The sequence below is a fragment of the Streptomyces sp. NPDC030183 genome (assembly GCF_055573455.1).
On the sequence record NZ_JBVIBK010000009.1, the window covers coordinates 59030 to 84170 of the forward strand.

At 69.0% G+C, this 25141-nt stretch carries 15 protein-coding genes; 6 read left to right on the forward strand and 9 right to left on the reverse strand.

The window, feature by feature from the left end:
- Positions 1 to 282: 282 nt before the first annotated feature.
- A complete protein-coding gene (locus ACZ4Z2_RS12865) occupies positions 283 to 1158 on the forward strand; it encodes a hypothetical protein (protein ID WP_468075190.1) in 876 nt (291 codons plus the stop codon).
- A gap of 206 nt (positions 1159 to 1364) precedes the next feature.
- Here ACZ4Z2_RS12865 and ACZ4Z2_RS12870 read toward each other — a convergent pair whose 3' ends face one another.
- From ACZ4Z2_RS12870 to ACZ4Z2_RS12895, 6 genes are all read right to left on the reverse strand, one after another.
- Positions 1365 to 1577: a hypothetical protein gene (locus ACZ4Z2_RS12870; RefSeq protein WP_468075192.1), complete on the reverse strand. Its 213-nt coding sequence runs from the start codon at positions 1575 to 1577 to the stop codon at positions 1365 to 1367.
- Positions 1574 to 6277 (reverse strand): putative T7SS-secreted protein, encoded by a 4704-nt coding sequence (locus ACZ4Z2_RS12875; protein ID WP_468075194.1) that lies wholly within the window; start codon positions 6275 to 6277, stop codon positions 1574 to 1576. The genes ACZ4Z2_RS12870 and ACZ4Z2_RS12875 overlap by 4 nt, the downstream gene beginning before the upstream one ends.
- Entirely contained in the window at positions 6277 to 6957 is a 681-nt protein-coding gene (locus ACZ4Z2_RS12880) for a hypothetical protein (protein WP_468075196.1), read from the reverse strand. The genes ACZ4Z2_RS12875 and ACZ4Z2_RS12880 overlap by 1 nt, the downstream gene beginning before the upstream one ends.
- Complete coding sequence (locus ACZ4Z2_RS12885) at positions 6954 to 7544, reverse strand: hypothetical protein (protein ID WP_468075198.1); 591 nt, start codon at positions 7542 to 7544, stop codon at positions 6954 to 6956. Before ACZ4Z2_RS12885 ends, ACZ4Z2_RS12880 begins: the two co-directional genes overlap by 4 nt.
- Before the next feature lie 528 nt (positions 7545 to 8072).
- Positions 8073 to 8471, reverse strand: a complete 399-nt coding sequence (locus ACZ4Z2_RS12890; RefSeq protein WP_468075200.1) for a hypothetical protein — start codon at positions 8469 to 8471, stop codon at positions 8073 to 8075.
- The gene (locus tag ACZ4Z2_RS12895) at positions 8468 to 8764 is read right to left on the reverse strand and encodes a hypothetical protein (protein WP_468075202.1); all 297 of its coding nucleotides are present in this window, start codon (positions 8762 to 8764) and stop codon (positions 8468 to 8470) included. Before ACZ4Z2_RS12895 ends, ACZ4Z2_RS12890 begins: the two co-directional genes overlap by 4 nt.
- Before the next feature lie 109 nt (positions 8765 to 8873).
- Between ACZ4Z2_RS12895 and pglY the strand changes: the two genes are divergently transcribed.
- Positions 8874 to 12761: a BREX-2 system ATPase PglY gene (pglY, locus tag ACZ4Z2_RS12900; protein WP_468075204.1), complete on the forward strand. Its 3888-nt coding sequence runs from the start codon at positions 8874 to 8876 to the stop codon at positions 12759 to 12761.
- On the forward strand, positions 12758 to 15679 hold the full coding sequence (gene pglZ, locus ACZ4Z2_RS12905) for a BREX-2 system phosphatase PglZ (protein ID WP_468075206.1): 2922 nt from the start codon (positions 12758 to 12760) through the stop codon (positions 15677 to 15679). The genes pglY and pglZ overlap by 4 nt, the downstream gene beginning before the upstream one ends.
- Before the next feature lie 71 nt (positions 15680 to 15750).
- Here pglZ and ACZ4Z2_RS12910 read toward each other — a convergent pair whose 3' ends face one another.
- Entirely contained in the window at positions 15751 to 16803 is a 1053-nt protein-coding gene (locus tag ACZ4Z2_RS12910) for a CBS domain-containing protein (protein WP_468075208.1), read from the reverse strand.
- Complete coding sequence (locus ACZ4Z2_RS12915) at positions 16800 to 18617, reverse strand: GmrSD restriction endonuclease domain-containing protein (RefSeq protein ID WP_468075210.1); 1818 nt, start codon at positions 18615 to 18617, stop codon at positions 16800 to 16802. Before ACZ4Z2_RS12915 ends, ACZ4Z2_RS12910 begins: the two co-directional genes overlap by 4 nt.
- 227 nt (positions 18618 to 18844) lie before the next feature.
- Here ACZ4Z2_RS12915 and brxD point away from each other — a divergent pair, with 227 nt between their 5' ends.
- From brxD to ACZ4Z2_RS12930, 3 genes are all read left to right on the forward strand, one after another.
- Positions 18845 to 20194: a BREX system ATP-binding protein BrxD gene (brxD, locus tag ACZ4Z2_RS12920; RefSeq protein WP_468075212.1), complete on the forward strand. Its 1350-nt coding sequence runs from the start codon at positions 18845 to 18847 to the stop codon at positions 20192 to 20194.
- Positions 20194 to 22398, forward strand: coding sequence for a DEAD/DEAH box helicase (locus ACZ4Z2_RS12925; RefSeq protein ID WP_468075214.1), 2205 nt, complete (start codon positions 20194 to 20196; stop codon positions 22396 to 22398). The genes brxD and ACZ4Z2_RS12925 overlap by 1 nt, the downstream gene beginning before the upstream one ends.
- A gap of 300 nt (positions 22399 to 22698) precedes the next feature.
- Positions 22699 to 24063: an HNH endonuclease gene (locus ACZ4Z2_RS12930; RefSeq protein WP_468075216.1), complete on the forward strand. Its 1365-nt coding sequence runs from the start codon at positions 22699 to 22701 to the stop codon at positions 24061 to 24063.
- 78 nt (positions 24064 to 24141) lie between these two features.
- On the opposite strand, the gene ACZ4Z2_RS12935 is transcribed toward ACZ4Z2_RS12930, so the two are convergent.
- Complete coding sequence (locus ACZ4Z2_RS12935) at positions 24142 to 24999, reverse strand: LLM class F420-dependent oxidoreductase (RefSeq protein ID WP_468075218.1); 858 nt, start codon at positions 24997 to 24999, stop codon at positions 24142 to 24144.
- Positions 25000 to 25141 lie beyond the last annotated feature (142 nt).

Consider the following 25141-nt stretch of genomic DNA (forward strand, 5'->3'; position numbering starts at 1 on the left):
ACCCCCCTTGGGAACCAGAATGCCTGCAGCAACGCCGTACGGACTACAGCGCGTCGTCTCCGCTGAGACAGCGGATCGCTTTGGTTCGGTTCTGCGGTGGAACCAACGTCATGAGACGTCCGGCCAGAGGCGGCCGGTTCCCGGCGGAGGCCGGTTTCCCGGATGACGATCGACATCGCGAGGGGGGGGCTGGCCACACATCACCGTCACTCACACAGCGAGACCTCAACGGAGCCTGCAGAGTCCGGTCCTTGGGGCCCGGAGCTACGGTAAGTTCTTGCCATGAAGCAGGGTAAAGAGGTCGAGAACCCCGAGTCGCGCTTCTCCGCGGTGCTGCTGGCGGCAGCGAAGCTTCCGGGTGTGCGTATCAACAGGGAGGCGTACCTCCGCAGTGCGCTGGCTCGCCACTGCTCCGAGGACGACATCCGAAGAGCGGTAGAAGAGTCTCCCGCTGCGGCGGGCATCGACGTCGAGGTTCTCGACAAAGTGGCCAACGACTCCATCCGCTTGGAAACCGCCAAGGTGAGCGCTCTCTCCGCGGCTGCCGGGATACCCGGCGTCCTCGCTCTTCCCGCCACCGTGCCCGCCGACCTGGCCCAGTACTTCGGCCACATGCTGCGTATCGCGCAGAAGCTCGCGTACCTCTACAGCTGGCCCGATCTGTTCTCCGACGACGGCGATGACGTCGACGACGCGACCATGGGAGTGCTCACGCTGTTCTTCGGCGTGATGTTCGGCACCCAGTCGGCGAACACCGCTGTGGGGAAGGTCGCGGCGATGATGTCGGAGCAGGCTGCCAAGAAGTTGCCCCAGAAGGCTCTCACCAAGGGGCTCATCTATCCCATCGTCAAAAAAGTCGCAGGCTTCCTCGGCGTCAAAATGACAAAGGATTCCTTCGCGAAGAGCGTTTCGAAGGCCATCCCCGTCGTTGGGGCTGTTGTCTCCGGCGGGCTCACCCTTGCGACCTACCTGCCGATGGCCAAGAGGCTCAAGAAGCACCTCGCCGGCCTGCCACTGGCGGAACCCTCGCCCCGAGTGATGGATGGGGAAGTCGTGGACGGGGAAGTCGTGGAAGAGAAGGTACCTTTCGCCACTCCACGTGCGGAACAGTCCGGCGCAGAGGCTACCTCCGGCAAGCTGGAGGAACCTCAGCCTTGATGCCGCAAGGGCACCCCTGACTGCCGACGGGTGGCTGATATCGCGGGTGCTTCTCGTCATCGCCGCCGGGGGCGGTGATCTGTGGGCGTGAGGGCTCGTTCGTCACATCCTGCCCTGCTGATCACCGCGAACAGCGAGAACCTGCTGGAGCACCGGACGCCTGGGGCGCGGCCAAGGAAATGATCTCCCGGACGAAGATTTATCGTTCAACTGATGTCCTCGATATTGCCCCAGACGGATGATGCATCGTACTGGGGCAAGTACTCGCTCAGGTAAAGTTCGGTTTCCTCCTCTAGATCTTCCTCGTGCAGCCAAAGCGACTCGCATTCCGGGCACATGAAGAAGATGAATTTCAGGTCTTTTGTTCTGTATTTTCTGATCCAGTCCTGTCTGCAGTGAGGGCAAGGAATCTTTCTCATCTGGGCCAACTCCTCGGGAAGGCGGTGATTACTTCATTTCCGTGTTCGACTGTAATGGATATGTATTCTTCCCCCGCATTGAAGCCCACTTGTCGCTCCATCGGGATGATGTATGTTGAGCGTGCTCCTTGTTGGTTCACCGATACGGCCAAGTCTCGCCTTCCCCAGGCTTCATCAACGGTTTCCAGGATGCCCTTGGACCCGGTATCGAACACTCCATGCATGGGTTTTGAGGGATTCTCGCGAGCGTGTTCCATGACATGAAGGATGCGATGTCCCTCCGCGGACCCTGGTCCGTAGTCCAAGCCTGCAGGTGATCGGTACCAATCATCGCCCAGATCTGTGAGGTCATAGTCTGGCGCAAGCCCGAGATGATCGGTCCAGGTGTGCGGGTTGGGGATATAGGTGGCGGGGTTGGGCGCAGGGGAGAGACCGAGGGGGTCCGGGGTCAGGTAGCGGGCGGTTTCGGGGTCGTAGTGGCGGAAGTAGTTGTAGTGAAGGCCCGTTTCTGGGTCGTAGTACTGGCCGGGGAACCGAAGGGGCGTGTAGGCGGTGCTGTCGGCCGCCCAAGCCGTTGTGCCCCACAGCGTGCTACGGGTCCGCCACGCGATCTCGCCTTCCTCGTCGACGAGTTCGCTTGGCGTGCCCACCAGGTCCGTGACGATGGCGAAGAAGCGGGAGTCGATTTCCTCTTGGGGAGCGTCTGCCGCCGTTATTCGTTCGGTCTGGGTGATGGGGCGCAGGCCCTGGTGGTCCCAGGTGAGGGTGACCGGGTTGGGGAGGGTCGGGGATGTGGTGGTCTGCTCGCAGAGTGTGGTGCCGTCCCAGGTGAAGCCGACGTGCTCGACCACCGTTTCGCCGTCGTCCGCCAAGCGGAGTTTCCCCGTACGGCGGCCCAGCGGGTCATACGTGTACCGCCAGCGCGTGCCGTCCGGGGTCGTCACGGACGTCAGGCGGTCCTCGGCATCCCACTCGTACCGCCAGGTGTCCGGTTTGCGGGACAGGCGGGTCTTCTGGCGCAGGGTGATGCGGCCCAACGCGTCGTGTTCGTAGCGGACGCCTCCCGCGCGGGTGATGCGGGTGCCTGTGTAGGCGCGGAGGCCGGTGGCCTCCTGACCGGGGTGGTCCGACGGCCAGGACGCCGAGGTCTGGTTGCCCGCCTCGTCGTAGGCGTATGTCTCGGTCCAGTTGGCCGCGTGGACGGCCGTCACTCGGCCTGCCGCGTCGAGGTCGAAGCGGCGGGTACCGGAGAGTCGGTCGTCGATGCCGGTGAGGTTGCCGTCGGCGCGGTAGGTGTACCCGCGGTGTTGGATCGGGCGGCCGGATGCGTCCGTGACCGACTGGGTGGTCAGGCGGCCCACGGGGTCGAATGTGTGCGCCAGGGTGACCGTCTCGCCGATCCGGCGGGTCAGTTCGCGGCCGGCCTCGTCGTAGGTGAAGTCGATGGTGTGGCCCGCGGCTGTCATCCTCGTGCGGCGGCCCGCCGCGTCGTACGTCCAGGTCGTCGTCACGCCGGTCGGCGTCGTGCGGCCTGTTCGACGGCCCAGATCGTCATACGTGTACGTCAGTTCGCGGCCGTCGACCGTCTCCGAGCGCACCCGGCCGAAGCGGTCGCGCAGGATCGTCAGCGTCGTACCGTCCGGGCCCGTCGCCTGGGCGAGTTGGTCCGTCATGTCGTACGCGTAGGTCGTGACGTCACCCCCCGCGTTCTTGCGGAGCAGCCGGCCCAGGGCGTTGCGTTCGAACGACACCACCTGGCCGAGGGCGTTCGTGCGGGACGTCAGGCGGCCCGCCGCGTCGTGTTCGTAGGTGAGGGTGCGGTCGTCGAAGTCCGTCTCGGCGATCAGCGAGCCCGCCGGGTCGTACTCGTAACTCCAGGTCAGACCCTGCGGGTTGGTGACCTTCGTCAGCCGCAGCTCCAGGTCGTACGCGAACTCGTGGCGTACGCCGTCCGGGCCCGTGCGGGCCGTCAGCAGGTCGAAGTGGGTGTACTCGAAGCGGGAGACGCCGCCCATCGGGTCGGTGTGGGTGGTGCAGTTGCCCTCACCGTCGTACGTCCACGACTCCGTGGTGCCGTCGGCGGCCGTGCGGCGGGCGAGGCGGCCTTCCACCGTCCACTCCAGCCGGGTCACCGCACCCGTCGGGTCCGTAATGGTGACGGGTCTGCCGAAGGGGTCACGTTCGTAGCGGGTGGCCGCGCCGAGGGGGTCGGTGATCTCCAACGGGAGACCGGCGGGGTCACAGCGGACCGTCGTCGTGTGGCCGAGGGGGTCGGTGACGGCGGTCGGCCGACCCGCGTCGTCGTAGGTGAAGTGGGTGGTGAGGCCGGTGGGGGCGGTCACCGATGTGCGGTTGCCGCGTTCGTCGTACGTCTGGCGGATCACCGTGCCGTCCGGGTTCACCACCCGTGTCGGCAGGCCGAGGTCGTTGTACTCCGCTGTCGCCTCGCGGCCGTCCGGGCGTGTGACGACCGTGGGGTTGCCGGACTCGTCGTAGCGGAACGTGGTCGTGTGGCCCAGGGGGTCCATCAGGGACAGCAGGCGGTTGTAGCGGTCCCGTTCATAGCGGGTGACCGCGCCCAAGGGGCCGATGTCGGCGACCACCTGCCACGCCTCGTTGATGAGGAAGCGGCGGGTGTGGCCCTCGCCGGTCGTGGTGGTCGTGACGCGCAGGCCCGTGTCGGGGTCCGTGTCGTCGTACGAGACGCGCAGGGTCATGTGGCCGTCCGTGCCGCCCTCGGCGACACAGCGGTCCTGGTCGTCGTACTCGTACGAGTAGGCCCGGTCGTTGGTGTCCGTCCAGGAGGTGACGCGGCCGGCCTCGTCGTAGGTGAAGCGGAGGGGGAGGCCGGAGGAGTTGACGACCTCGGTGAGGTTGCCGTCCGTGTAGCCGTAGCGCTTCAGTTCCTGACCGGTCGTGGCCAGGTGGAGGGCGGTGACCCGGCTGGCCTCCGTGGTGATGCGGACGTCGTATCCGGCGCTGGAGACGATGCCGAGCGGGGTGCCTTCGGTGTCGTACTCGAAGGTGAGCCAGTTGCCGTTGCGGTCGTCGATCTGTTCGAGGACGGCGAGATCGTCCCGGCGGTCGGTGAAGTGCCAGGTGCGGCGCGTACCGGGGTCGGTGACCGTGTAGCCGCTGTCCTCGCGGGCCAGGGGCCAGCGGGGGCCGTGGCTCGGGAGGGTCGGGGCGCCGGGCGCGGGGTGGGGATAGGCGAGGAGCAGGCCGTCCTCGGTGAGGAAGATGACGCCCTCGGAGTCGATCTCCAGGCGCTGGTCGACGGTGGACGACCAGGACGGGCCGAACCACTTGCCCAGGTGGTAGCCCGACTCGACGCGGCGTCTGAACACCAGAGGAAGGGAGCCGGGCAGGCTCACGTCTGTCTGGGGGAGGTACATCCGGCCGGTGGCGAAGTCGATCGGGTCGGAGCCCTTCGACTCCACCGCGTCGGGCTGACGCGAGTCCCGGCCGGGAGCGTCGCTGACCCTCTCTCGCGCCGGCACGTCCGGTTTCCTGCCCGACTCGAGCACGTCCTCGACGGTGTGTCTGAGTGTGCCTCTGATGCCGCCCGTCGCCACTCCACGCGCTGCTCCCGCCCCCTTGGTTCCGAGGAGGTCGAGGGCGACGCGGCCCCCGTATTCAGACGGGTCCTTCTTGGCGGACTGCCAGGCGTCCTTGAGGGCCCGGTCGGGGTGGGCGACCGTCGACGTGAGCCCCGCGAGGGTCATGTTGACGTTCTGGTAGTACTCGGCGGGGTGGGCGAGGTTGTACGGGTCGAGCGCGTTCATGCCGCGGCCGAAGTTGATGATGCCCGCGCCGCCCTTGACGACGCCTCCGACGACATGGGTGAGTTCCACGGCCGATGACGCACCCTGGTCGACGAAGTTGGCGGCGAGCTTGAGGGCGGGCGGCAGTTCGGCGGGTGCGTGCTCCAGGGCTGCCTTGACCGAGGTGGTGGCGGTGCGGGCGGCCTCGTTGCGCTGGCGGCGGGCTTCCTTGAGGAGTTCGTGGGCGCGGGCGATGTCCGCCTTGCCCGGGTCGCTGAACTCGGCCGGCTTGGGGCCGGGGTCCTCACCCGCCTTCACCTTCGCGTTGTACGCGTCGACCTTGTTGTTGTACGCCTCCACGGCGGCCTTGGACGCTTCCATGCCCGCCTTGTAGGCGTCGATGGCGTCCTGGGCCTTGCCCTGGGCCCACTTGACCGTGTCCGCGTACGAGTCGAGCGCCTTTGCGGCCTTGTCGCAGGCGTCCGCCGCGTGCAGCCACTTCTTGGGGTGCATGGCGAACTTCTCGCGGAAGGTGTCGGCGGCCTGGCCCTTCCAGTGGGAGGAGTCCAGCTTGCGCATGCCGTCGCCGACCTTGTCGAAGGCCGTGTGGAAGTCCTTGAGGTGCTTGGCGCTCTCCTGGATGCGGCCGACATTGCCGTGGATCAGTTCGTTGGCCTGCTCGGTCTCCCCTAGCTGCTGTTCGCCGGGGGTGGCGCCCAGGGCGGAAGCGGTGCTGTCGCCCCAGTCCTCCACCTTGTCCGCCGCCTGGTGGAGACCCATCTCGTCCAGGCGCTTGCCGGCGTAGTCGGTGCCCTCGTCGATGGCCTTGCCGACGACCTCCTTACCGTCGTCGTAGACCGCTTCGGCCTTGCCGACGACGGTGTTGGCGGCACCCTTGAGCTTGTCCTCCACACCGTCCGGGATCCAGCCGCCCATCAGCTGCCGTCCCCGCTCCGCTGCTGTCCCTCGGCCTGGGCCGCCTGCTCGCGTTCTTCGCGGGAGGGGCCGTACAGCTGGTCGAGCGACGCCTCGTACTCCTGGTCGGTCATGCCCATCGCCTTCTGCGGGTCGAGGGGCCCGTTCTCGAGGAGGGGCGACGTCATGACATCACGCTGGGTGTCGTTCCATGCCTGGTCGGTGTTCTTCTGCGCGCGCTCCCAGGACTCCGCGCTCCAGTCGGAGGTGGCGAACATGTGGTTGTCGCCGATCTCGCCCCAGGACATCCGGCTGACCTGGTCCTCGCTGAGGTGAGGGTTGCCCATGACGGAGTTCACCGCGATCTTGAAGGTGCCGCCGATGTACTGGTCGGTCTCGTAGAACGTCCCTGCCGTCAGACCCACCGCGTCCGCGAAGGCGCTGCCCTCCAGGATCAGCGTGCGAACCCCCCACTCCCAGCGCTCACAGAACGTGTCGAGCGCCGACGTCAGTCCGCCGTGCCCCAACTCCAGTCCGGACAGCGCCAGGTCGGCGAAGCCCCGGCCCACGCTCGCCTCGCCGGCCATGCCGAGTTCACGAAGCTCTGACATGGCCAGGTTGATCCCCTCAGTGATCAGGGCGAGGCCCTCCACCTGAAGGTCCTTGCCCTCGCCTCCGGCGCCCCCTCCGCCGTCGCTCATCGAGTCAACTCCTCCCCGTTCGGGGCAAGCCCGTTTGTGTCGTTCGTGCCTGCTTCCACGTCCGCGTCCAGCGCCGCCGCGTCCGGCACGATCCCCACGACCGGCGGGAACAGTGCGCCCTGACCCTCGGTGCCGACGTCCAGCGCCACCCCGTACGGCACTGGCATCGCCGGGATCGCCACATCCAGCAGCCGGGCGCCCAGGACACGGTCGTACGGCCACTCCCGCGCTCCTTCGCCCCTTGCGATGGCGAACCGGGCCAGGGAGGGCTCGTCCGAGAAGGCGTAGATCCAGCGGATACCGCCGAATTCTCCGATGAGCGGGTCGCCGTCCGCCGACAGGGGCACCAGGACCGCCGTACGCCGGAACTCACCGAGCAGAGCGGCGGCTCCGCGCCGCCGACGACGCTGGTGGATGGCGGCCTGGTCCGTGGCAGGCTGCTCAGGAGAGGCATCCGGAACGCGTTCACGAGGGGGCGGGGGAGTGGCTTGGGCCGGCTTCGCCGGGGCGGTCGGCTCCAGGTAGTCGTAGATCCTGGACCGGCGCGTTCCCTCCGCCGTTCCACCGCCTCCCCCGTGATCAGACATGCGCGCGATCATCGCATCGACGCACTGCGAGCTGCAACGCCAAAGTCTTTGCCGCAGGGATGCGTCACTGGCGCCCGCACAGTCGGCACGCTGTACGTCTTGCTCGAGGGCGTCAGATGGATGCCTGCCTGCCTGCTCGTCGGCGGTGCCGGACCTCGCCCAGCGACTCCTCGGCGCTGACCGCCGCACGGTCCTCGCCGCCCGCTCCAGGGCCAGGCGGGGGCACTGTTCCGGATAGGCAGGCACGCAGAAGCCGAAGCGGCGCTCCGCGCGGTCAGTGCGATCCGGATCGCGCGGTCTCTTCCCGCATGATGCTCAGCGTGCGGACGTTCGTAGTATTGGCACGTCGCGTGTATCGCCGCCTACCCGTATTTCCGGATTCTCCCCTACGATCTGGACCGGCGGCCGACCTGGAACCGGGGGTGGTATCGCACCACGTGGGCGAGTCGGTTTGCCCCACCGGGCATCAAGGGGAGCGCGGGCACAGCGAAGGAAGCGAAGCGCGAAGGGGGACGGGCCGTGTTCGGCTCAGAGCTTCACGACGACCACGCGGTCTGCGCACAGCTTGCGCATGTCGTCCTCGTCCGACGTGAACATGGTGACCGGGCCGGGCTGCCGCAGGGCGACGGCGGCGAGGGCCGCGTCGATGGCGTACTTGTGGCTGTGCAGACCCGTCTCCTTGAGGAGGGCGGTGGCCTCTTTGGCGATCCCCTCCGTCACCGGATCGACACGGATCTTGGAGAGAGCCCAGTGCCACTTGGGGTGGGAGCGCGTGGGGTCGTAAGCCTCGATGAGGGTCATCGAGGTGGTGACGACCGGGATGCCGACATCGTCGGCGTGCCTCAGGTAGGCGCCCATGCGACGCTCACCGCGCACCCACCGCGAAAGTCCTTCGCTGTCGAGTACGTACACCCGGTTTCCGGTCACGCGGCATCTCGGTTCTGCTCGTGCGGCTGCTCACTTACCTCGCGGGCGCTGGTCCGCTCGGCGTGCTGCCGCTCCAGGTCGCGATGCTCGGCCTCGACCTCGGCCAGTTCCGCCTCGGTGATCTCCCCGTACTCGGACTCCCACCACTGCACGGCCTCGTGCAGCCGCTCCTGCTCCCGCCGACGCTCTATGGCCTGCGTGACATAACGGCTGAAGCCGCCGGGGCCGACCTCGGCCCGGATGGCCTCGGCGAGCTCCTCGGGAAGCGTCACGGTGTACTTCTTGGTTGCCATACCGTCGACCATACCGAGAGCCTGATCGGGCAGCCAGCCAGCGACAGACATCCCACACGATCGAGCACAAGCGGCGGCGGAGGCCGCCAGATGGAGAGCGTGACCGGTAATGGCCCAGCAGCCGCCCCTCCTCCGCGATGTCATCAACATCAAGGAGTCCATCTCCACCTCGGACTTCGTGCTGTCCCTCGCCGAGGCGACGACACCCGAGGGCGCCCAGCACGCGCTCAAGGACTACGTCGTCACCGAGCGGCTGCTGGAGAACTTCGACGAGGCGCTGGCCCTCATCAAGTCCGCGCTGGACGGGCACCGCTCCAAGGCGGCGTACCTGCACGGTTCGTTCGGTTCCGGTAAGTCGCACTTCATGGCCGTGCTGTACGCACTGCTCAGCGGCAACCCGGCCGCCCGCTCCCGGACCGAGTTCGACCCGGTCCTGACCAAGCACGAGTGGCTGAGCACGGACGGCAAGAGGTTCCTGCTGGTGCCGTACCACATGCTCGGTGCGAAGGCCCTGGAGCAGCGCGTCCTCGGCGGGTACGTGCACCACGTCAAGAAGCTGCACCCGGACGCGCCGACCCCGCAGGTGTACCGGACGGACTCCCTGTTCGAGGACATCCGCGCCATGCGCGCCAACATGGGCGACGAGGCCGTCATCCGGGGGCTCGGCACCGGGGTGGACGACGATGACGAGGACGAGTGGGGCGAGGGCTTCGCCTGGACCCCGCAGCTCCTGGACACCGCGCTCGCCGCCGAGGAGGACCACGAGGCGGGCACCGCGCTCAACCTCACCAACCCCTCCACACCGGCCGAGCTGCGGGCCAAGCTCGTCAACGACGCCGGCACCACCCTCCTCCCCGGCTTCACCAGGAACGCCGCCGAGGACGAACACGGCTTCATCTCGCTGGACGCCGGTCTGTCCGTCATCGCCGAGCACGCCAAGTCGCTCGGCTACGACGGGCTGATCCTGTTCATGGACGAGCTGATCCTGTGGTTGGCCACCCTCATCCACGACCAGAAGTTCGTGGCGCGCGAGGCCAGCAAGATCACCAACTTCGTGGAGGGCGGCGACGCCCGCCGCGCCATCCCCGTCGTGTCGTTCATCGCCCGCCAGCGCGACCTACGCGAGCTGGTCGGCGAGGAGGTGTCGGGTGCGGCCGAGTCGTCCATCCAGGACACCTTGAACCTGGCCTCCGGCCGGTTCGACAAGATCACCCTGGAGGACCGCAACCTCCCGCAGATCGCCCACGCCCGCCTCCTCAAGCCCAGGAACGACGAGGCGGCCCAGCAGGTCGACGCGGCCTTCGAGCAGACCAAGCGGGTCGGCCCGCAGGTCTGGGACACCCTCCTCGGCTCGGAGAAGGGCACCACCGGCGCGGACGCGGAGTCGTTCCGGCTGACGTACCCGTTCTCGCCAGCATTCATGGACACCCTCGTCCACATCTCGTCCGCACTGCAGCGCTCTCGCACTGGTCTGAAGCTGATGGGCCAGCTCCTCGCCGACCACCGCGACGAGCTCCGCCTCGGACAGCTCGTCCCTGTCGGCGATCTCTACCCGGTGATCGCGGAGGGCGGCGACAAGCCGTTCACCGACAGCCTGAAGGTCGTCTTCGAGGCCGCCGACAAGCTCTACAAGACCAAGCTGCGGCCCTACCTGCTCAGCGCGTACGACATCACCGAGGACGACGTCGAGCAGTACCGCAACCGGCCCGAGTCCCTCACCGACCCGAAGCGGCTGGGCGGCTGCCGGATGTTCGTCGGTGACAACCGGCTGGTGTGCACGCTGCTGCTGTCCGCTCTCGCGCCCAGCGTCCCCGCGCTGTCCGAACTGACCATCCGTCGGCTCGGCGCGCTCAACTACGGGTCGGTCCTCGCGCCCATCCCGGGCGCCGAGGTCGGCATCATCAAGAACAAGGTCGCCGAGTGGGCGGCCAGGTTCCCCGAGATCAAGGAGACCGGCACCGACGCCAACCCCGGCGTACGGCTGGAGCTGTCCGGGGTCGACGTGGACTCCGTCATCGCCAACGCCCAGGTCAACGACAACCCCGGCAACCGGGTCGCGCTCGCCCGTCGCCTGCTGTCCGAAGAACTGAGCATCGAACATGGTCAGTTGAGCGACCAGCTCAGCTTCACCTGGCGTGGCACCGCCCGCACCGCCGAGATCGTCTTCGGGAACGTCGCCGACGAGGACGAGCTGCCCGACCACGACCTGATGCCGCAGGAAGAGGGCCGCTGGCGCATTGCCATAGACCTCCCCTTCGACGAGGGCGAGTGGGGCCCGGTCGAGGACGTCAACCGCATCCGGCGGCTGCGTGAGCGGCAGCAGGGTGAGCGGTCCCGTGTGGTCGCCTGGCTGCCGGCCCATCTGTCGGCGCAGCGCTTCGCCGACTTCCGGCGCCTCGTCGTCATCGATAAGGCCCTCGCTGACGAGCACCGCTTCGACACTCAGTACGCCGGCCATCTCAACGCCGACAACCGCAGCCGCGCCAAGGGACTCCTCGAAACCCAGCGCGAGGCACTGCTCAAGCAGGTCAGGGGTGCCTTCAAGCAGGCGTACGGACTCGCGCAGAAGCAGGCCGCCGACGTCGTCCCCGACTTCGACGACCACCTCGTCGCGCTGCCCGACGTCGACGGCCTCACCCTGTCCTTCGGGCAGAGCCTGCACGACGGCATCCGGCACGTCGCGGGCAGGCTGCTCGCCCACCAGTACCCGGCCCACCCCGACCTCGATCCCGACGCCACCGGCACTGCCGTGAAGCCCGCCGACACCAAGAAGGTGTTCGCCCACGTGCGCGCCGCCGCCGAGGCGCGCGACGGACGGGTGGAGGTCCCGGCCGCCGATCGCAGGCTCATGCAGCGGATCGCCGGGCCCCTGCGGCTCGGGCAGCAGAAGGAGGCGTACTTCGAGCTGTCCCGCTACTGGGCCGACCACTTCCGGCAGCTCGCCAGCTCCCAGGGCGTCACCGGGGACCTGTCCCTGATCACGCTCACCGACTGGACCGACAAGCCCGACCCCCGCGGCCTGCCCGACTTCCTCGCCCGGCTCGTCGTGGCCGCCTTCGCCGAGATGGACGACCGGGTGTGGGTGCGCGTCGGCACCGTCCTCGACCCCGCGCCCGAGCTGTCCGCGATCAAGGACCATGACGCGCTGCGCAGCCAGCCACTGCCCGCCGAGTCCGACTGGGACACGGCGCGGCAGCGCTTCGAGACGATCTTCGGGCAGAAGGCTCCCGCCCTGCGGCGCGGCCGGATGGTCAACCAGTTCGCCCGCCAGATCATCGAGGCCGCCCGCGCCCACCGGGACCACACGGCGGATTTGGTGCACCAGCTGGAGGGCCACGCCGCCTTCCTCGGCCTCGACCAGACCGCCGACACCGGGCGGCTCCCGCTCGCCCGCCGCTCCCTGGAACTGCTGGACGCCCTCACGGCCGAGGCCGGCAAGGGCGCGGCCGGGGCGAAGAAGACCGTGGAGGCCCTCGCCTCCTTCGACCTGGGCGAGACCAGTGCCGACCGGTACGGCACCTCCATCAAGCAGGCCCGCAGCGTCGCGGAGGCCGTCGCCTCAGCGCCCTGGAGCACCCTCGAACTCGCCGCCGGACTCGGCCCCGAGGGCGCGGCCCTGCTCGACTCACTGCGCAACGTCGCCCGAGACGACCAGCGCACCGCGGACCTGCGTGACGCCCTGGCCCGTACGCAGCGCGAGGTCGTCGCCCTGGTCAAGCGAACCCAGGCCGCGGCCCAGCCGCCCGCACCGGTCGTGCAGCCTCAGCCCACGGCGGGCGACCTGTCCCTGGACACGCCGACCAGCGACCCGCGCATCCCGTACGCCCCGCAGGAGAACCGCACGCCGGCCTCCTCCGGCAGCGGCACCGCCCGCACGTCCGGTGGCCGCCGCACCACCGTGGCTCGGGCCGCCGCCGACCTTCAGGCGGAGCTGTCCGAACTGGCCGCCCGCCACCCCGACGCGACCATCGAGATCACCTGGAAGGTCGTCGAATGACGGACACCGCCACCGTCGCCCCGGGCGCCGTGCGGCTGAACACCGCGACCGTCACCCAATACCTGTCCTCGCAGTCCTCCCTCACCACCTCCCTGACACGGGACGGCGGGGGCAGGCGCCGGGTCGTGCTGCTGCGGTCCGCGCCCCAGTGGGACGGTCCCGCCGAACCCGCCTGGGCGGAGGGACGGACGGCCGGTGTCGCGGTGGCGCCCTCACCGCTCGCCGTCCACGAACTCGTCCTCGACCACCTCGCGGGCCGCAGGCCCGGCCCCGCCGTGCTGGTCGTCCTCACCGACCGCGAGCAGCACGAACTCGACCCGGCGATCCTCGCGCGCGTCCACAAACTGCGCATCGACACCGTCGACAGCTGGGACGTCGTCCGCGAAGCGTTCGGCGCACGGCAGATCGACCCGCGCCTCAAGGACGTCAACTGGGCCGCCGAAGCCCTCCTCGACGCCACGCCGCCCGGCGGCTGGCCACCCGTACCCGGCGGCTGGCTGTCCCGTCAGTACGCGCTCACCGCGCTCACCCAGCGCCGCCTGCGACTCGGCCGCTACGACACCGAGGGCGGCACACGGCGCCCCGGTGACGACCGGCTCGACGCCCAGACCCTGCTGCACTGGTCGACCCGCCCCGGTGCTCCGGAGCGACTCCTCGGGCTGCGAGGACCGGAGCGCGCCGGGCTGACCGCCTTCCTCGGCGAGGAGGACCAGGCCGGCCTCGCCGGACGCGCCCTGCTCGCCCTCGTGGACGCCGAGCGGGGCGCGGACGCCGCCGCCTTCGGGCTCGTCTGCGCGGCACTGTGGCAGCACGCCGAGCCAGCCCCCGAGACGTACCAGGCCCGGGGCCGCGCCGAACGCTACTTCGGTGACCAGCCCCCGGCGGTCGGCGAACAGCTCGACGCCCTGGTGACCGTCTTCGGCCGGGCCGCCGAAGAGTACGTCACGACACTGCTTGCATCCGGACACCGTACCGGTGGCGGCGACGCGGACCAGGCCCGCGAGGCACGCCGGACCTCCGGCACCGTGCTCGACCGGGCGGCGACGCTGGCGCGCCAGTTCGGGGCGGAACAGGCCGTCGCGGCGAGCCCCGTCCTGCGCGGCGGACTCGAGGCACGGTTCACGGCCGTCGGACGGGCGCTCGGAGCCGGTGACAGGGCCGTGGTGGCGGACGCCGTCCGGCGCCTGGCGGACCACCGGCTCGCCGCCGAGCCGGAGGAGTCCGCCCGCATCGAACGCGCCCGCATGGGGCAGCGCCTAGCCCGCTGGCTGCTGACCGACACGCCCGCCGAGAGCCCTACGGTCGCCGACGCCATACAGCGGCACGTCGCCGAGACCGGCTGGGTCGACCTCGCTCTGGAGCACATCGAAGCCGGCGGCGACCCGGACCCCGTCCTCAAGGCCGCCTACGACACCCTCGCCACACGCGTCCGGGACCGGCGGCGGCAGATCGACGCGTTCTTCGCGCGCTCTCTGGCCGCCTGGACGCAGGCCGGCACCCAGCCCGGCAGCATGCTCACCGTCGAGACCTTCCTCGACCGCGTGGTCGGACCGGTCGTCCGGCGCGGAGTGGAACGGCGGGTACTGCTGCTCGTGCTCGACGGCATGAGTGCGGCCATAGCGAACGAACTCGGCGAGGAACTGCGCCGCTCCTGGGCCGAGTTCGATCCGCTGCCCGAGGGCGCTCCGCAGCGTCGGGCGATGGCCGCCGCCCTGCCCACCGTGACGGCGGTGTCCCGCACCTCACTATTCGCGGGCACGCTGATGAAGGGCACCCAGGCCGACGAGAAGCGGCTGTTTCCCACGCTGAAGCTGTGGGGCGGCGCCCCGGCCAACGTGTTCCACAAGGACGACCTGCGCGGCGAGACCGCGGGCGACACCTTCGGCCCGGCGCTCACGGAGGCGCTCGCCGACGGCCTGACGCATGTCGCCGTCGTCCTCAACGCCATCGACGACCGCCTCGCCAAGGAACAGAAGCTCGGAGACGGGGCTTGGCGGGTCGACGACGTGCCTGGCCTGCGGGAACTGCTGCGGGTGGCGGCGGCCCAGGGCATGGTCGTCATCCTCACCAGCGACCACGGCCACGTCGTCGACCGGCACGGAAAGAAGGTCGACGCCGCCGTCGAGCCCGCGTCCGCCCGGCACCGCCTGCCCGCCGACGGTCCCTTCGCCGACCGGGAGATCACCCTTACCGGACCGCGCGTGGTGTGGCCCGAGCCCGGCGCATCCATCGTGGCCCTGTGGGACGCCGACTCCCGCTACACCGCTCTCAAGGCCGGCTACCACGGCGGGGCCTCGCTCGCCGAGTTCACCATCCCCGTACTCGCCTTCCTGCCGTTCGGGGCGGAACCCCCGAAGGAATGGCGGGAGCTCGGCGACCAGCGGCCCCTGTGGTGGGCTCCGGAGGAGGTGGGGAGGGCACTGCTGCCGAGTGAGGCCACCACTCAGCTGCTCGTCGCCGTGACTCCCGCTATGCCGAAGAAGCCGACGGGGAAGTCCCAGAAGCAGCAGGCGGAACTCGCGCGGACGCACGAGGCGCTCTTCGAGGTGGAGCTGACCACCGGGGGAGACGACTCCCTTCTCACCCCGACCCTCGTCTCCGGGACGGAGGCGCTGGTGACGGCCCTGCTCGACTCGGAGACGTACCACGGACAGCTCGGGGGTCTCGCCCGCAAGCCGCAGCAGGAGCAGGTCCACAAGGCGCTCGCGGCCCTGCTCGACGCGGGCGGCACCCTGCCCGTGACCGCGCTCGCCCAGCGCGCCGGCATGCCCGTCACCCGGGGCGACGGGTTTGCCGCCGTCCTGCGGCAACTCCTCAACTACGACGGCGTACAGGTACTGGAGACCCTGCCGGACGGCCGGACCCTGCGGCTCCACGAAGGGTTGCTGCGCGAGCAATTCGCCCTCGGAGGAGGCTGAGGATGTGCTCGGGGTGCCTCGGGCTTTGGGCCTGAGGCACCCCGAGTGATTCATCCTTGTCGCTAGCTACCTCATGACGCGAACGCCCTCAGAACCTTCGCGAAGGTCGTCAGTTCGTCGATCATTTCCGGCGGAAGCGGCTTCTCGTCGAAGTGGGCGATCCGGTTGCGGATGTCCTTCACCCGCTTCAGCAGGCCGATGAACTGCTCCCGGGGCATGTTGGGCCACTTCAGGGCCTCCCAGTTGCGGTCGGCCTGCTCGGCGAAGGACTGCCTCGTCTGGTCTCCGTCCAGGAGTCTCAGATAGTCGCCGAACATCAGGTCCGACACCTGGCCGGTGCGGTGCTCCGGCCTCTTGTTCGTCTGGACCGCTTTGATGGTCTCCGTGTCCAGAGCCGCGCCCAGGCAGCGGCGCAGCAGGGACTCGATGTCGCCCACGATGAAGAAGGGGCGCGCCGCGCCTTCGAAGCGTTCCGTGACGTCCACGGCGGTGACAATGCCCGAGAGGCAGCCGTCGTCGCCGCGGACCAGCAGATAGCCGTGCTCGCGGATGACAGGGAGGGCGGCGAAGAACTCCTGCCGGGCGTCGGCGACGGGCAACGAGTCCTTCTCCATCGCGTTGTCGAGGGTGGCCTCCTTCCCCGCCTCGTACATCTTCGCCACAGAGCCCCAGGTGACGACGCCGTGGACCTGCGCCATGCCGGTGGTCACTGGAATCTGGGAGAGTCCCTTCGTACGCATCAGAAAGGTCGTCTGCGACAGCGGCGTGCCAGGACCCACGGACACCACACCGCGCCGGGCGGACGGGATGTCGCCGAGCAGCAGCCGCTGAGGCAGGGCGTGCGAGGGCAGGGCCTCGTCCGTCGCGTCGGCCTCGTCGTCCGCGTCGGCAGGCGTGCGCTGTGCGGGAACGGCCGCCAGTGGCACGACGTCGACGGTGGTGCGCAGAGCGCAGACGGCGAAGTCCGGCAACGTGGTCAGCCCGGCGTCCGTCAGGGCCTGCGAGATCCGGTGCACCGTCCGGTGATCGCGGACCCTGACCTGGAACAGGTCGAGGATCTCCTGCACGGACACGGTCCTGCCCTTGAGCGAGGCGAGGTCCGGTTCCTGCGGCCTGGTCGTCATCGGGCGTCGTCCTCCGGCAGGTCGCGGAGCATCGTCTTCTTGCCCATGGCGGAGTGCACCAGGTCCTGCAACTGCTTGGAACGGTCGCGATAGAAGCGCTCGTAGTCGTTCTCGCGCAGGGCGTCCGGATCGATCAGGTGTGTGGTCAGGACATCGTCGAACCACTCGGGACGTGTGTCGGACGCGGCGATCATCGTGGACACGTACGACGACGGAGCCCCCGTCATGACCATCGCCGCGCGGTACGACAACGGGGTCTTGTTCACGATCGAACTCGTGGGCAGCCCCTGGCTGTTGCCCCGCCGGAACCACGTCTTGGGGAAGATCTGCCGGATGTCCACGCCGTATTCGTCCAGCCTGCCCGGGCTGAGCGGGGCGTCCGTGTGGTGCCAGTCCACCGCCCCCTGCTTGATCAGCAGGGCGTAGATCCCCTTGTAGGCGGCGCTGTTGCGGGTGGTGAGGGTGTCGAGACGGTCGGCGAAGAAGAACGCCTCGGTGACCGTCTCGGGTGCCCTCTCGTCCTGCGCGATCCAGGGGACGAGCTGCTCGACGTCCTTGGTGAAGCGCGTCTCCGTGGAGCCGCCGTACATCTCACCGAGCACCCCGCACCAGTACCACTGCTCGATCTTCTCCTCCGCCCCCAGACCGTCCATCGCGGTGTCGAGGATGGCGCGGACGGCTGCCAGCGGCACCAACTGCGTCTTGTACGGCAGGTCGGCCGGGCGGACGATGCACTGCCTTTCCAGGAAGTCGCCCACCCATGCGAAGGCGTCGGCGAGCTTGGGCGCGAGGCGGACGAAGTCGGCCAGGGGGAGGTCCAGCAGGTCGCGGCGCTTGCAGGACACCGTGGCCCCGAGGCCCGCCTGCTTGCGTTCCCAGGTGCGCACCAGAGCGATGGCCTGCAGGAAGTCGATGCTGCTCAGCCCGTTCTCGAGACCGCTGTCGACGCGGCCGAAGACCGGGTACTTGCTCGCCAGTGCCTGCTTGATCTCCCGCCACACTTCGGGGAGCTGGTAGTAGTCCCCGGTCTGCTCCACATAGTCGCGGTCCCCGGCGTACGTCGCGGTGAGCAGCTCGAAGACGTTCAGGGGGACGCCGCCCGTGTTGACCCGCTCGAAGACCGCGCAGACGGCGTCCATGGAGGTGGAGGCGCCCAACCGGATCATCGGGACCTGGAAGGCGCGGACCTGCTGGAGGACCGCTTCGTCGAACTGGCCCCACAGGTCCCAGTTCCGGTCCTCGTCGGCCTTGATGTACGCCTTCTTCCACTCGTTCACGCGCTGGGCGTCGAAGACGAAGTGGAGCGGGAAGAGGCCGGCCGCGCACTCGGCCTCGGTACTGCTCAGATCCAGCACCACGGTGCGGTTGAAGTCCGTCCTGAGCACCTTGTCGGCCGGTACGGACACGATGGCCTCGTCGCGGTCCACGGACGGGCCGACGGCCTTCGCGATGTCGACGTAATACCACCGCTGGATGGGCTTGCTCCGGGAGTCCGCCGTCTCCACGGGGGCGTCGAGCCACAGGGCCTGGAAGAGGGAGGTGAGTCGCTGCTGTCCGTCCAGCAGCAGGAGGTCGGCCTCCGGGTCCCCTTCCGGCCGCGCACCGGTGAGGGTCCGGGAACGGAACCGGGTGGCACCGCCGGTCTGCAAGGTCATCACGACGCCCAGCGGGTAGTCGAGGGTGACTGTCGCGATGATCGCCCGGATCCGGTCGTCGTCCCATTTCCAGTTCCGTTGGAAGTCGGGCAGTTGTAAGGACCCCGAGGCGACATCCGCCAGAACGTCCTTCAGCTTCACGTTGTCGAGGGCCGCCATGTGTCTCCACTTCCCACCCTGGTGCCTGTACGGAGAGTGATTTCATCAGCGCTTTCCGGTGACAGTCAACTGGTTCATCGAACAACGAGATGGCCTCGGCACCGTCAGGATCAGGTTTTAGGGGTGGGCATATGAGCAGGGAGACCGCGGGATCACAGGGTCACGAACCGGGTATCAGGGGACTTTCTCGAGCCCACGTGGTAGGGGGAGATGGAAGACTGGTCCCCGTGAGCACCACCGGATCCAAGCGCCCCTCCCAGGTCAGCGCAGCCCGCCGCCGTACCGTCCTTGACGCCCTGCGCCGTGGAGCCGTACCCGAGAGCGGGCTCGACCTGCTTGCCACCGGCCTCGACCGGTTCGAGACGGCCCTGGACGCCGAGCTGGACGCCGTGGCGTCCCGGGGGTCCGTGTTCAAGGCCGTACGGGGTGAGTACGGGTCCGGCAAGACGTTCTTCACGCGCTGGCTGGGGGAGCGGGCCAAGCGCCGAAACTTCGCCGTGGCCGAGATTCAGATCTCGGAGAACGAGACGCCGCTGCACAAGTTGGAGACGGTCTACCGGCGGCTCACCGAAAGGCTCACCACGTCCAGCTTTCCGCCCAGCGCCCTACGGCCCGTGGTCGACGCATGGTTCTACGCCCTGGAGGAGGACGCCCTCGCGGCAGGCGCGACCGAGGAGGAGCTGCCGGGCGAGGTGGAGAAGCTGCTCGTGGCGCGGCTCGCCGAGGTGTCCCGGCACGCCCCGTCCTTCGCCACCGCGCTGCGCGGCTACCGGGCCGCCCTCGCGGACGGGGACGAGGCGACTGCCTCGGCCGTCCTGGCGTGGCTCGGCGGTCAGCCGCATGTGGCGGCCTCCGCCCGCAGGTCCGCCGGGGTGCGCGGCGACCTTGACCATTTCGGTGCCCTCGGTTTCCTGCAGGGCCTCCTCACCGTGCTGCGCGACTCCGGGCACACCGGGCTCTTCGTCGTGCTCGACGAGGTGGAGACGCTCCAGCGGGTCCGGTCGGACGCGCGGGACAAGGCGCTCAACTCGCTGCGGCAGCTCATCGACGAGGTGCACTCCGGCCGCTTCCCCGGCCTGTATCTCGTCATCACCGGCACGCCCGCCTTCTACGACGGGCAGCAAGGCGTGCAGCGCCTGGCACCGCTTGCCCAGAGGCTCGCCACGGACTTCACCACCGACCCGCGCTTCGACAACCCCCGGGCCGTGCAGATCAGGCTCCCCGGCTTCAACCAGGAGTCCCTCATCGGCCTCGGCGCCACCATCCGGGACCTGTACGCGGAGGCCGCCGCGTCACCCGAGCGCGTGCGTACGGTCGTCGACGACACCTACGTCGCGGACCTCGCACGGGCCGTCGGCGGGGCGCTGGGCGGGAAGGTCGGGGTGGCTCCCCGCCTGTTCCTGAAGAAGCTGGTCGGGGACGTGCTCGACCGCGTGGACCAGTTCGACGACTTCGATCCCCGGCAGCACTACCGGCTCACGGTCGCGAGCAGCGAACTCACCCACGTGGAGCGGAACCTGGCCGCTACGGTCGCCGACGGTGCCGCGTCGGCAGACGACATCGACCTGGAGCTGTGATGGCGGTGGAGGAGGGCAGCCCGGCCGGTTCGTGCCCGGGCGGGGACGGGGCCGACGTGCTTGACCGGCTCGATCCCGTCGTACTGCACCACATCGTCAACACCCTCGGCTGGCCCGATCTGCGTCCCCTGCAGCGGGCGGCGATCACACCTCTCATGGACGGGCAGGACGCCGTGCTGCTGGCGCCGACGGCGGGCGGCAAGACCGAGGCGGCCTGCTTCCCGCTGCTGTCGGCGATGACCGAACAGAAGTGGACGGGCACGTCCGTCCTGTACCTGTGTCCCCTCAAGGCCCTTCTCAACAACCTGGTCGGCCGTGTCGACTCCTACGCCCAGTGGCTCGGGCGGCGCGCGGCGCTCTGGCACGGCGACACCAAGGAGTCACAGCGGCAGCGCATCCGTAGCGAGGCGCCGGACGTCCTGCTCACCACGCCCGAGTCCCTCGAAGCGATGCTGATCGGCGTCAAGACGGACCATGCGCGACTCCTGGGAAGTGTGCGGGCCGTGGTCGTCGACGAGGTGCACGCCTTCGCCGGCGACGACCGGGGATGGCATCTGCTCGCCGTGCTCGAACGGCTGGAGCGGGTCACCGGACGGCCCATCCAGCGCGTCGGCCTCTCCGCGACCGTCGGGAATCCGGACCAGCTGCTGCGCTGGTTGCAGGGCGCCGGAGCCGGAAGCCGTATGGGGCAGGTCGTCGCCCCCGGACTGCAACTGCCTGCCGGCACCGGCGGAGCCGGGAGGCCCGACAAGGCTGCCGTCCACCGACTCCCCAAACCCGCCGGCGAGGTGGAACTCGACTACGTGGGCTCCTTGGAGAATGCCGCCAAACTCATCGCGGCCCTGCACCGGGGAGAGAAGCGGCTTGTCTTCTGTGACTCGCGCCGACAGGTCGAGGAGCTGGGCGCCGCCCTCCGGGCCCGCGAGGTCACCGTTTTCCTGTCGCACGCCTCCCTGTCAGTCGCTGAACGCGCCCGCTCGGAGGAAGCCTTCGCCGAGGCACGCGACTGTGTCATCGTCTCCACCTCGACCCTGGAACTGGGCATCGACGTGGGCGACCTGGACCGCGTCATCCAGATCGATTCGCCGGCCTCCGTGGCTTCGTTCCTGCAGCGCATCGGCCGCACGGGCAGGCGACCCGATACCGTGCGCAACTGCCTGTTCCTCACTACCCACAAGGACACTCTGCTGCAGGCGGCGGGCCTGCTGCTGCTGTGGTCGCGAGGCTGGGTGGAACCGGTCGTCCCACCGCCCGAACCCCGCCATCTGGTGGCCCAGCAACTCCTCGCTGTCGCTTTGCAACAGCACAAGCTGGGCGACCAGTTGTGGGACCGCCAGTGGAACGGCCTGGCCCCCTTCGACAAGTCCGCCGCCCCGATCCTGCGCTTCCTCACCGAGGAGGGCTTCCTCGACAGCGACGGCGGCATGCTGTTCGTGGGGCCCGAGGCGGAACGCCGTTTCGGCAAGCGACATTTCATCGAACTCACCGCATCCTTCACCGCGCCGCCGCAGTTCACCGTCCTGTCGGGACGCACGGAGATCGGCCGTACCGATCCGAGCGTCCTCACCGAGGAGCGGCCAGGGCCGAGGCGGCTGTTGCTCGGGGGACGCAGTTGGCAGGTCACTTACATCGACTGGCTGCGCAAACGGGTCTTCGTCGAACCAGCCGACGGCGGCGGCGTCGCCAAGTGGATGAACGGCGGTGTCGCCGGACTGTCCTACGCCTTGACGCGTGCCATGCGCGAGGTGCTGCTGGGCGCAGATCCGCCCGTCTCCCTCACCCGACGTGCGGAGACGTGCCTGGCCGAACAGCGCGAGTCCGACGCACCCGACACCGTGCACCCCGGTGGCACGCTGGTGACGCGCGTCGGCAAGGACGTGCGCTGGTGGACGTGGGCCGGGTATCGGGCCAACGCGACTCTCGCGACGACTCTCCAAGCGGTCACCGATCCGCTGCAACGGCCCACGGACAGCTGGCTGCGGCTGCGCGAGGACATCACCCCGGCCGACTGGCGCGCGGCCAAAGAGAACGTCGGTGACAACCTCGTCCTCCCCGACGTGGATCAGAGGGCGGTACGCGGCCTTAAGTTCTCCGCCGCGCTCCCCGAGCGTCTCGCCGTCGCAACGGTCGCGGCCCGCCTGGCCGACTTCGACAGCGCCCGCGCGGTGCTCGGTGAGCCCGTTCGCTTTCAGCACGCTGGCTGAATCGCATCGAGCGATTGCCTGTTACTGGAAGGGACTACGGGACTCCCTCGTTAGTGTGAAAATCTGATCACCATGGGGAACGATCATGGTGAGCACGCAACCGTCGACATCCGTCCCGGAGATGGAAATGGGCGAAAGGAACATCTGGCAGGGGACAAAGAGTCGGATTCGGTTCAGTGGGTCCTGCAGCCGCGCGGTGGAGCGAAGGTGCGTGGCCCCAAACACTTCCAACACTCGGTACGAGCGGGTATCCAGCTCTCGGAGTACGAGCACGCCCTCGGGGAGCATGCGGACCAGCTCATGCGCCTCTTCCCCGACGGAGTGGCCCGGCTCTGGGGCGCGACGCCTGCTCAGAAGGAACGGAACGCCAAGGCCGTGGCCATTCGTGAGCGGAGGGTCGGCGACGAAGTCCTCTTCTACGGGGAGATGAAGTTCATCGCCCGAGCGCGCATCCTGGGCCTGCTCCACAACTCTCAGTTGGCGGCGGCGGTGTGGGGGTACGACGAGAACCAGAGGACGTGGGAACACATCATGGCTCTGGGCGACGTGGTCGAGTTCGAAGTGCCGGCGGCCCCCATCCTGACCGCGCTGGACATGAAGCCGCCGCTCTGGAGCCTCACCCTAATTCCCGCTGCGGAGCGCAAACGTCATCTGAAGCTGCTGGACGAACTGCTGGACGGGCAGGAACTCACAGCGGTAGGGCAGCCTGCCGCAGGGAAGAACCTCGCTGCTCCCGCGGAGAGTATGGGCCGGGGAGACCTCCTGCGCGCACTGGGAACACTGGATGCCGACGCACAGGCGGGGCCGCGTGCCCGCTCCGAGTCCCTCACGCTGTTGTGGGCGATCGGTCGCCTTCTTGCAGGCCACGACCGGATGGCGCCGTCGGACGTGTACCAGGGGCAGCTTGGACCCATACTGCGGGACTTCGGTCCTCCGGGTGTCGGGGTGTCACTGGAGTATCCATTTCGGCACCTGCGGGACAGCGGGCTGTGGGAGGTCGAAGGCACCGTGCACCGCAACCTCGACTCGGTGTCGGTGGCGGCTTCCATCGAGTCGGGAAGCCGAGCCGGATTCCGGCGGGAAGCGGCGCGACTTCTACGTCAGCCGCTCACGCGTGCCGAGGCCATTGGTCTGCTGTGCACCACCTACCTCGATGATGTCGATCAGGAAGAACTTCTGGAGCGGGTCGGTCTCGGCGGGTACGCACACGCTGGGGGAGCGGATGAGGGGGAGGGCGACCAGGGAGGCGGCGGCCGGTCCGCTCAACACGGAGGGCGCCGCACGGCCATCGTGTCGCGCCCGGACAGGGATCAGCGCCTCGTCGACCGGATCAAACTGCTTTACGGGCACCAGTGCCAGGTGTGCGGGCTCCGGTTGGAGACACGCTTCAGTCACTACAGCGAGGCAGCACACATCCAAGGGCTCGGACACCCGCACAACGGGCCGGACGAGATATCGAACCTCTTGTGCCTGTGCCCCAATCACCACGTTCAGTTCGACACGCTGGCCATATTCATAGACGAGGACTGGAACGTACGGCGGAGCAAGGACGGGACGCCCATCGGCGTGCTGAGGCGCCACCCGGAACACCACATCGACGAGCAGTACGTCGAGTACCACCGAGGGCTCTGCGGAGGTAACCGCTACGGCAGAGTGCGCGACTGAGCCTCCGAAGTCCGAGCAGGCGGAGGCAGGGCGCCGCCGATGACGGCGTCCTTCTCCCCTCGCGTCGTTCGGTGGTGGTCAGTTCAGCAGCGCCGCCAGCCGCCGCCACCCCTCCCGCGGCAGCACGTCATCGGGGCCCTCGTCGAGCACCTGCAACGCCACGTGGTTCGCCCCTGCCGAGCGGAACTCGTCCACTCGTGCCCGGATCCGGTCCTCGTCGCCCCAGGCGTACACCGCGTCGATCAGGCGGTCGCTGCCGCCGTCCGTGAGGTCTGTCTCGGTGAAGCCCAGGCGGAGGAACGTGTTCGTGTAGTTCGGCAGGCCCAGGTAGAAGGACAGGTGGGCGCGGGCCGTGGTGCGCGCCCGGGTCGGGTCGGTCTCCAGGATCACCTTCAGCTCGGGGGCCAGGAGCGGGCCGTCGCCCAGCGTCTCGCGGGCCTGCGCCGTGTGCTCCGGCGTGACCAGGTACGGGTGGGAGCCGGCCGCCCGGTCGCGGGAGAGGCGGAGCATCTTCGGGCCGAGGGCGGCGAGGATCCGGCGCTCGGCGGGGACGCCGGCCGCGTCCAGGGCGTCCAGGTAGGCGACCATCGCCGCGTAGGGGCGACGGTACTGGTCGGCGAGCTTGGCGTGGCTCACGCCGAGGCCGAGCAGGAAGCGGCCGGGGTGGGCGGCCTCCAGGTCGGCGAACCCCTTCGCCGTCCCGGCCGCCTCGTACTGCCAGATGCTCTGGATGCCGGTGGCCACGGTGAGCCGGGTGGTCGCCTCGATCAGCGGGACGGCGTGGCGTACGGCGGAACTGCCGCCCAACCAGACCGCACCGAAGCCGAGTTCCTCCAACTCGGCCGCCGCCTCCGCGAGCTCGCCGCGCCGCTCGGGATCCTCCGCCCGCAGGCCCCTGCTCCAGATGCCGTAGCGCCCTGTGTTCTGTTTGGTCATGACCTCGCCAACCCCCCGCTGCGGGTGATGTATTCCGGCGCGGCACCCCATCGGTGGCGAGGGCGTCCGGGACGAAAAACCTGTCCGATCCATTGACGCCCCTCCTGTCACACCCTTACCTTCTGGCCGAAGTTACGCACGG

What these genes read in the sequence shown, in the direction of transcription:
- ACZ4Z2_RS12910 (WP_468075208.1), bottom strand. Translation starts at nt 16,803, where the DNA reads ATGACGACCAGGCCGCAGGAACCGGACCTCGCCTCGCTCAAGGGCAGG.
- ACZ4Z2_RS12875 (WP_468075194.1), bottom strand. Translation starts at nt 6,277, where the DNA reads ATGGGCGGCTGGATCCCGGACGGTGTGGAGGACAAGCTCAAGGGTGCC.
- ACZ4Z2_RS12915 (WP_468075210.1), bottom strand. Translation starts at nt 18,617, where the DNA reads ATGGCGGCCCTCGACAACGTGAAGCTGAAGGACGTTCTGGCGGATGTC.
- ACZ4Z2_RS12930 (WP_468075216.1), top strand. Translation starts at nt 22,699, where the DNA reads ATGCGCCTCTTCCCCGACGGAGTGGCCCGGCTCTGGGGCGCGACGCCT.
- ACZ4Z2_RS12870 (WP_468075192.1), bottom strand. Translation starts at nt 1,577, where the DNA reads ATGAGAAAGATTCCTTGCCCTCACTGCAGACAGGACTGGATCAGAAAA.
- ACZ4Z2_RS12885 (WP_468075198.1), bottom strand. Translation starts at nt 7,544, where the DNA reads ATGTCTGATCACGGGGGAGGCGGTGGAACGGCGGAGGGAACGCGCCGG.
- ACZ4Z2_RS12865 (WP_468075190.1), top strand. Translation starts at nt 283, where the DNA reads ATGAAGCAGGGTAAAGAGGTCGAGAACCCCGAGTCGCGCTTCTCCGCG.
- ACZ4Z2_RS12935 (WP_468075218.1), bottom strand. Translation starts at nt 24,999, where the DNA reads ATGACCAAACAGAACACAGGGCGCTACGGCATCTGGAGCAGGGGCCTG.
- pglZ (WP_468075206.1), top strand. Translation starts at nt 12,758, where the DNA reads ATGACGGACACCGCCACCGTCGCCCCGGGCGCCGTGCGGCTGAACACC.
- pglY (WP_468075204.1), top strand. Translation starts at nt 8,874, where the DNA reads ATGGCCCAGCAGCCGCCCCTCCTCCGCGATGTCATCAACATCAAGGAG.
- ACZ4Z2_RS12925 (WP_468075214.1), top strand. Translation starts at nt 20,194, where the DNA reads ATGGCGGTGGAGGAGGGCAGCCCGGCCGGTTCGTGCCCGGGCGGGGAC.
- ACZ4Z2_RS12895 (WP_468075202.1), bottom strand. Translation starts at nt 8,764, where the DNA reads ATGGCAACCAAGAAGTACACCGTGACGCTTCCCGAGGAGCTCGCCGAG.
- ACZ4Z2_RS12880 (WP_468075196.1), bottom strand. Translation starts at nt 6,957, where the DNA reads ATGAGCGACGGCGGAGGGGGCGCCGGAGGCGAGGGCAAGGACCTTCAG.